This is a genomic window from Neobacillus niacini NBRC 15566, from assembly GCF_001591505.1.
Lineage (GTDB): Bacteria > Bacillota > Bacilli > Bacillales > Cytobacillaceae > Neobacillus > Neobacillus niacini.
The window spans coordinates 24,097-30,096 of record NZ_BCVA01000057.1; the positions used below are offsets into that span (position 1 = coordinate 24,097).

Annotated in this window: 7 protein-coding genes; 6 read left to right on the forward strand and 1 reads right to left on the reverse strand. The window is 36.5% G+C overall.

Annotated elements, in window-relative coordinates:
- The first annotated feature begins 147 nt into the window (after positions 1 to 147).
- From BANA01_RS25700 to BANA01_RS25720, 5 genes are all read left to right on the forward strand, one after another.
- Complete coding sequence (locus BANA01_RS25700) at positions 148 to 1,335, forward strand: M20 family metallopeptidase (protein ID WP_034675864.1); 1,188 nt, start codon at positions 148 to 150, stop codon at positions 1,333 to 1,335.
- Positions 1,336 to 1,676: 341 nt separating this feature from the next.
- Positions 1,677 to 1,940: a hypothetical protein gene (locus BANA01_RS25705; RefSeq protein ID WP_034675862.1), complete on the forward strand. Its 264-nt coding sequence runs from the start codon at positions 1,677 to 1,679 to the stop codon at positions 1,938 to 1,940.
- Positions 1,937 to 2,314, forward strand: a complete 378-nt coding sequence (locus tag BANA01_RS25710) for a pepsin/retropepsin-like aspartic protease family protein (protein ID WP_034675860.1) — start codon at positions 1,937 to 1,939, stop codon at positions 2,312 to 2,314. The genes BANA01_RS25705 and BANA01_RS25710 overlap by 4 nt, the downstream gene beginning before the upstream one ends.
- A 211-nt stretch (positions 2,315 to 2,525) precedes the next feature.
- On the forward strand, positions 2,526 to 3,071 hold the full coding sequence (locus BANA01_RS25715; protein WP_034675883.1) for a sigma-70 family RNA polymerase sigma factor: 546 nt from the start codon (positions 2,526 to 2,528) through the stop codon (positions 3,069 to 3,071).
- Complete coding sequence (locus tag BANA01_RS25720) at positions 3,064 to 4,344, forward strand: DUF4179 domain-containing protein (RefSeq protein WP_034675859.1); 1,281 nt, start codon at positions 3,064 to 3,066, stop codon at positions 4,342 to 4,344. Before BANA01_RS25715 ends, BANA01_RS25720 begins: the two co-directional genes overlap by 8 nt.
- A gap of 91 nt (positions 4,345 to 4,435) precedes the next feature.
- Here the strand turns inward: BANA01_RS25720 and BANA01_RS25725 are convergent, their stop codons facing one another.
- Positions 4,436 to 4,774, reverse strand: coding sequence for a DsrE family protein (locus BANA01_RS25725; RefSeq protein WP_034675857.1), 339 nt, complete (start codon positions 4,772 to 4,774; stop codon positions 4,436 to 4,438).
- 342 nt (positions 4,775 to 5,116) lie between these two features.
- Here BANA01_RS25725 and BANA01_RS25730 point away from each other — a divergent pair, with 342 nt between their 5' ends.
- A complete protein-coding gene (locus BANA01_RS25730; RefSeq protein ID WP_034675855.1) occupies positions 5,117 to 5,722 on the forward strand; it encodes a lysozyme inhibitor LprI family protein in 606 nt (201 codons plus the stop codon).
- Positions 5,723 to 6,000: the final 278 nt, after the last annotated feature.

Here is a 6,000-nt window from a genome sequence, read left to right on the forward strand (position 1 = left end):
CATTCTGCCTTTAACCGAAAAATCTCCGCTTTTTTGACTTTCGCTGGTTACTTTAAGGAAAAGACTGATGAACTGGTTTTTAAATATTTGTATTGGTAACATATAGGGACTATGGTACTTAGAATAAAATTTAAGTGAGGGATTTTAATGAAGAAAGAATTAATGGAAATGTTAGAAGCCCGAAAGGATGAAATGGTTCAGATTCGCCGCTATTTACATGAGAACCCGGAGCTTTCATTTAAAGAGGAAAAAACTGCTCAATATATTGCTGATTTTTACAAAGGGAAAGATGTTGAAATACATAGAAATGCAGGAAACGGAAACGGGATGATCGTAACGATAAAAGGGGGGAAGCCTGGAAAAACGATTGCTCTTCGTGCTGATTTCGATGCACTGCCCATTTTGGAAGAAACAGATGTACCATTTAAATCGAAAAATGAAGGTGTGATGCATGCCTGCGGCCATGATGCCCATACTGCTTATTTACTTGTTCTAGCTGATTGTCTAATGCAATTGAAGAATTCCATTGCAGGAAGTATTAAAATTATTCATCAGCATGCAGAGGAAGCACCTCCTGGAGGAGCAAAAAGTATTGTTGAATCTGGTGTACTAGAGGATGTAGACAATATATTTGGTATTCATATTTTCCCTACTCATCCTGCGGGTTTTGTCGGCTATCGCAGCGGATATTCGCTGGCGGGAAGGTCGTTTTTCAAATTAATCGTCCAAGGTAGAGGAGGACATGGTTCTTCTCCGCATTTGGCCAATGATGCAATTGTTGCTGCTTCCTATTTTGTAACAGCGGTGCAAACAGTAATCAGCCGCCGGATTAATCCTTTTGAGATGGGTGTGATTACAATCGGCTCATTCGATGGGAAAGGAACGTTTAATGTGATTAAAGATCGTGTAGTGCTTGAAGGGGACGTTCGCTACATGACTGGTGAAACGCAGCAAATCATCGAAAAAGAAGTCAATCGGATTGTAAAAGGGATTGAAGCGGAATTTGGAGTACAATGCACGCTGGAGTATACGGCCGATTATCCGCCGCTTTATAATGATCCGGAAGTAACAGAAAAGGTTGTCACAGGTCTAAAAAACATGAGTGATCCAGACATTAAAGAGGTTGGCGAATATCCAATGCTCTCGGGATCGGAAGATTTTGCATACTATCTTGAAAAAATCCCCGGTTGTTTCTTTTTCATTGGCTGTAAACCAAAAGGAATTGAGCACGCTTATTTCAATCATCATCCAAAATTCGATATTGATGAAGAGTGTCTTCTTGTTGCAGCCAAATCAGTTGGACAAGTTGTATGCAGCTATTATGGGTTGGAGTAGGATTTGAAATCTACTGGATCTTGTAAAAAAGAAGCGCTAACCGAGTATACCCATTACGGTTTTAGGAATATCGGGATGATCGTAATGAATTCATTATAACCCTTCCCATTTTTTCAAGTATACAGGTACTATTCATAGGATAGCGCCATTTTTATTATCTAAAAAAATATATCTGAAAAAATGAACTTTTTATCCCTGCGATGACTAATAGAAATAGCGAACAGTGCCAGGCACTGTTCGTAAGGTATTTTCTTATCAATTAATCGTATTCTCTTAAAGATTTTAATCTATTATTCATAAAAATGATATACTAATTACATCTAAACTAGGAGGTGTTATTAGTGAAATGGGAACAAGTTCGTGAACAATATCCAGAACAATGGGTCCTTGTTGAGGCTATTTCCGCCTACTCAGAAAATTCTATACGCCATTTAAATGAATTATCAGTCATTTCTTACTTCCCCGATTCAACTCAAGCATGGAAAGAATATAAAAAACTACATTTAGCTGAACCTACCCGTGAATACTACATTTTTCATACTGATCACAAAACAATTGAAGTGAAAGAGCAAAAATTTATTGGAGTAAGGAGACGACTTCAATGAAGATTCAAATGTGTGATGGGTTGCCTCTAGTCTCCGTTTTGCTCTCTTATAACGGAAAGATAATGCAATTAAATGATGTTCTTTTGGATACTGGATGTTCCACAACTATCTTCGATACCGATGAAGTAGAGGCAATTGGACTTATTATTGACCGTACTAATGGTAGACCAAGAAGAATGTATGGTGTTGGCGGGGAAAGCGAACTCTGCTATGAACAAATTGTATCTGATATAAAAATCAATAACCATTTGTTCGATTCCTTTCAATTACAGTTAGGAATCACTAAAGAAACCTATGGATTTAACGGTCTTGGAATAGATTTTATGATTGAATCTGGTGCAATAATAGATTTAAGGGAAATGTTAGTGAAGTGAATATTCATATCAGCAAAAATAAAAACCTTGTTTAGATTTAATAAAACTACTCGAAGATAACAAAAGGTGCTATGTGCTGTTATTTTTTCATTTTTATATAGGTGCTATTCAAAGGAATAGCGCCTCTTTTAGTTGGAAAATAAAATATTTATCTAGAAAAAATGAACTTATTATCCCTGCCATGACTCTTATAAGGGAGAGAGGTGAAAGCATGAATATCGTTCGGTTAGTGAAGAAGGCGAAAAAGGGAAATAAAGAGGCATTGCTCCAATTAATTATGGCTGAAAAAGATGATTATTATAGGCTTGCTCTCACCTATTTGGAAAACTCGCATGATGCCATGGATGCAATGGAAGAGATGATTGTAAAGATATATGAAAATATCGATCAACTTAAGAAAGAAGAATCTTTTTACAGTTGGAGTAAGACCATTTTAGTGAATGGTTGTAAATCCATGCTTCGAAAGCAAAAGAAGCTGGTATTACTAGATGATTTGCATATTTCTGATGAGAAACAACCTTTTAGTGAGCAGACAAACGATCCATACAAGAGTAGTGATCAACAAATGGAAATCAAAGAGTTATTGATTCATATAAATGAGCAGCAAAAAGAAGCGATTCAATTAAAATATTTTCATGATCTCGACTATCAAACCATAGCGGAAATAACATCTGTTCCGATTGGTACCGTTAAATCAAGGATATCCCAAGGATTGAAAAAGCTAAGAGATCATTATAGGGGTGATGTTCATGGATAATCTTGAGAAACGACTAGCGGAAGAAAAGAAGCTTATCGATTCTATACAAGCACCGAGCGAATTAGATGCGAGATTAAGGACCGCGCTTCATAATACTCCGGAGAAAACAAAACGATATGCGTTTAGCTGGAAGACAGCTGTTATCGCTTTATTTTTAATTATCCTAATGGGATCGCAATACAATGCAGTTGCATTTTATGGGAAAAAACTGCTTGGTTTTGATGAAGTCATAAATGGTACTTTAAAAGAACTCAATGAAAAAGGCATGGGACAAATCGTAGAAAAAAGGACCGAGCTTGAAGATGGAACGGAGCTAATGATTAACGGATTGATTTCAGATTCTAATCAATTGGTTGTGTATTACACATTATATAATCCAAAAGGGATAAGGACGAGTACGAGTGAGAGTTTCAGACTTTCAAGAATATCTGGTTTTCTTACAAACTCAAATGCAGAGGCAGGTACCTCCTTACTTAATGATGAACATACTGAAATCAAAGGAATGATGTCTTTTGAGCCTGTTAGTCCATTTGCTAAAAAGTTGAATTTATACTTTTGGCAGCCTCATCAGAACGGCCAGATGACAGAAGAAAGTATTGAAATTCCATATAATCCAAACAAAGCAATGGCCGCTGAATTTAAGCAATCGCTAAAAATGACATTTAAAGTGGATAAAGGCACCATCAGCTTTCATTCCATTACAGCCTCCCCAACCATGACCATGATCAAAGGAACAGTAAATGTAGAAAACTTTGATCGAATCGATTCTTCGTTTGGTGGAATTGAATTACTTGCGAACGGAAAGCCGATTGAAATAATGGGCAGCAGCAATACTTCTTCACTAAGAGGAAGAAAGTTTGATATTCGTTACAATGCATTACCAAAGCAGCTAGATTCACTTGAAATAGTCATAAAGGAGTTTGTCGGCTATCAAAAGCTAGAAGAAAAAATCTCCCTTTCATCTATTACCAATGGGCCGATTACGAATGAAGGGAAAGAACTTTGGATCAAAAAAGTGTCAACCATACCACAGGGAGTAGAAATAACGATTGCTACAGATGGTGATGTAATGCTTGATGGTGTATCCATACAATCACAAGAGGAAGTCATCCCTATAAAAACAACCGTAAATCAAACCTATACAAAACAAGAGGGCAGGGAAGTAAAGGAACGCACCATGCAATTTGATTCAACGACAAAGCCAGAATATCTTCTAATAGAGGGCATGCATTATATGAAAGTATACAATAAGAAAATCAAGATTGTTGATTAGGACAAAATTTAAAGTGTAAAAAAAAGACTACCAGAAGGGATTTCCTCTGCAGTCTTTTTAGTTTGTCGGCAAATGAAAATATCTTAGAAAATCAAGATAATGTAATGACTTCATATTTTGAGGCTAACTCAATAAATTGAGCCATTCCGCTTATTTTACCAGCAGTAAGCTTATCATTCAGCTCATAATAGTCAACACATGTTTTACAAGCAAGGACGTCAACGCCCTTTTCTTCAAGTTCTTTTAATTGAAGTGAAACAAGTGACTTTTCTGTTAATGTAAACACACCGCGATTCATGCAAAAAACAGCCGCAGGCAGTTCTTCCCTTTGTTTAAGAATTGTAAAGAAGGTTTCTAATATCCCTTCACCTAGTTCTGCTTCACCTTTGCCAAGTTGATCTGAAGCAAGTAAAATTACTTTGTTTTTCATTTCCTTCACCTCTTTGAGTTACTGATATTTTTAATTATCTGGATTTATTTGCTTAATAGATTGTACCACTAAATATTGAAGCACATAAATGAATATTGCCCAAACACGGTCTAAACCTCCACTTAGAATTAATCCTCTTTTTAAATTTAAATAGTCCAGCTTTTGAGAAATATGAAAATAAGGTTAAGCATTGAAACTATCTATAAACTCATAAGCAAGTATTTTAAAAAGTTTCCGTAATTCTTAGCTCAATTAAAGTTCGCTAATGATTAAGTACACAATCTTATTTTGACTGTAAATGGAAAAATTTATGTTAAAGTAGTTTTGAAGGTGGTGATTACAATGAAAAATAAACAAATATTCTTAATGGCGTTGTTCACCATAGCATTTGTTATATTGTCTGCTTGTGGAAACCCGACAAATAGAGACATTGCAGCTAGAACAACAAAGGAAGATCCAGTAGAAAACAAAGCTCCAGAGAGTGATGACGAGAGTCCGGTAAACGACCAAGAAGATTCGCCTGCAAATATATCTGCAAATTCAAGTGATAAAGAGTCATCCAAAATCGATATTAGTGAAAATGAAGTGATGGAAAGTAAAAAGGAAGAGTATCTCCAAAAATTAAATACTACGAAACAAGCAACGGAAGAATTGGCAGCAACAGATTCATCAACATTCGCATTAAAAAAAGTGGAAAACGATAGATGGGAAATGTGGGATGCATTGTTGAATGAGGTTTATGGAGTCCTTAACGAGCAGCTTTCTACCGAAGAGATGGACCAATTGAGAACAGAACAACGGAATTGGATAAAACATAGAGATGACACTGCACTAGAGGCAGCCCAAAAGTATAAAGGCGGTACACAGGAGCAGTTAGAATATGTAGCTGTACTAGCAAATCTTACAGAAGAAAGATGCTATGAGCTAGTCGAAAATTATATAAAATGATTTTATAGAACAGTACCAGGCTCTATCATGAAAAGATGAGAAAATCTGAGGAACAAGCAGAGAATGAAATGCTACAAAGAGCAAAAGCTGCAATTGAAAGACCTGTAGGGAGGCCGAAGTCGAGTGAACTTCGGACAATGTAGAGCCAAAAAAGCAAGGCCGTGTCTGAAGTCGAGTGAACTTCGACAAGGTAGAGCCGAAAAAGCAAGGCGGTGTCTGAAGTCGGGTGAACTTCGGACAAGGTAGAACCAAAAAAGCAAGGCGGTGTCTGAAGTCGT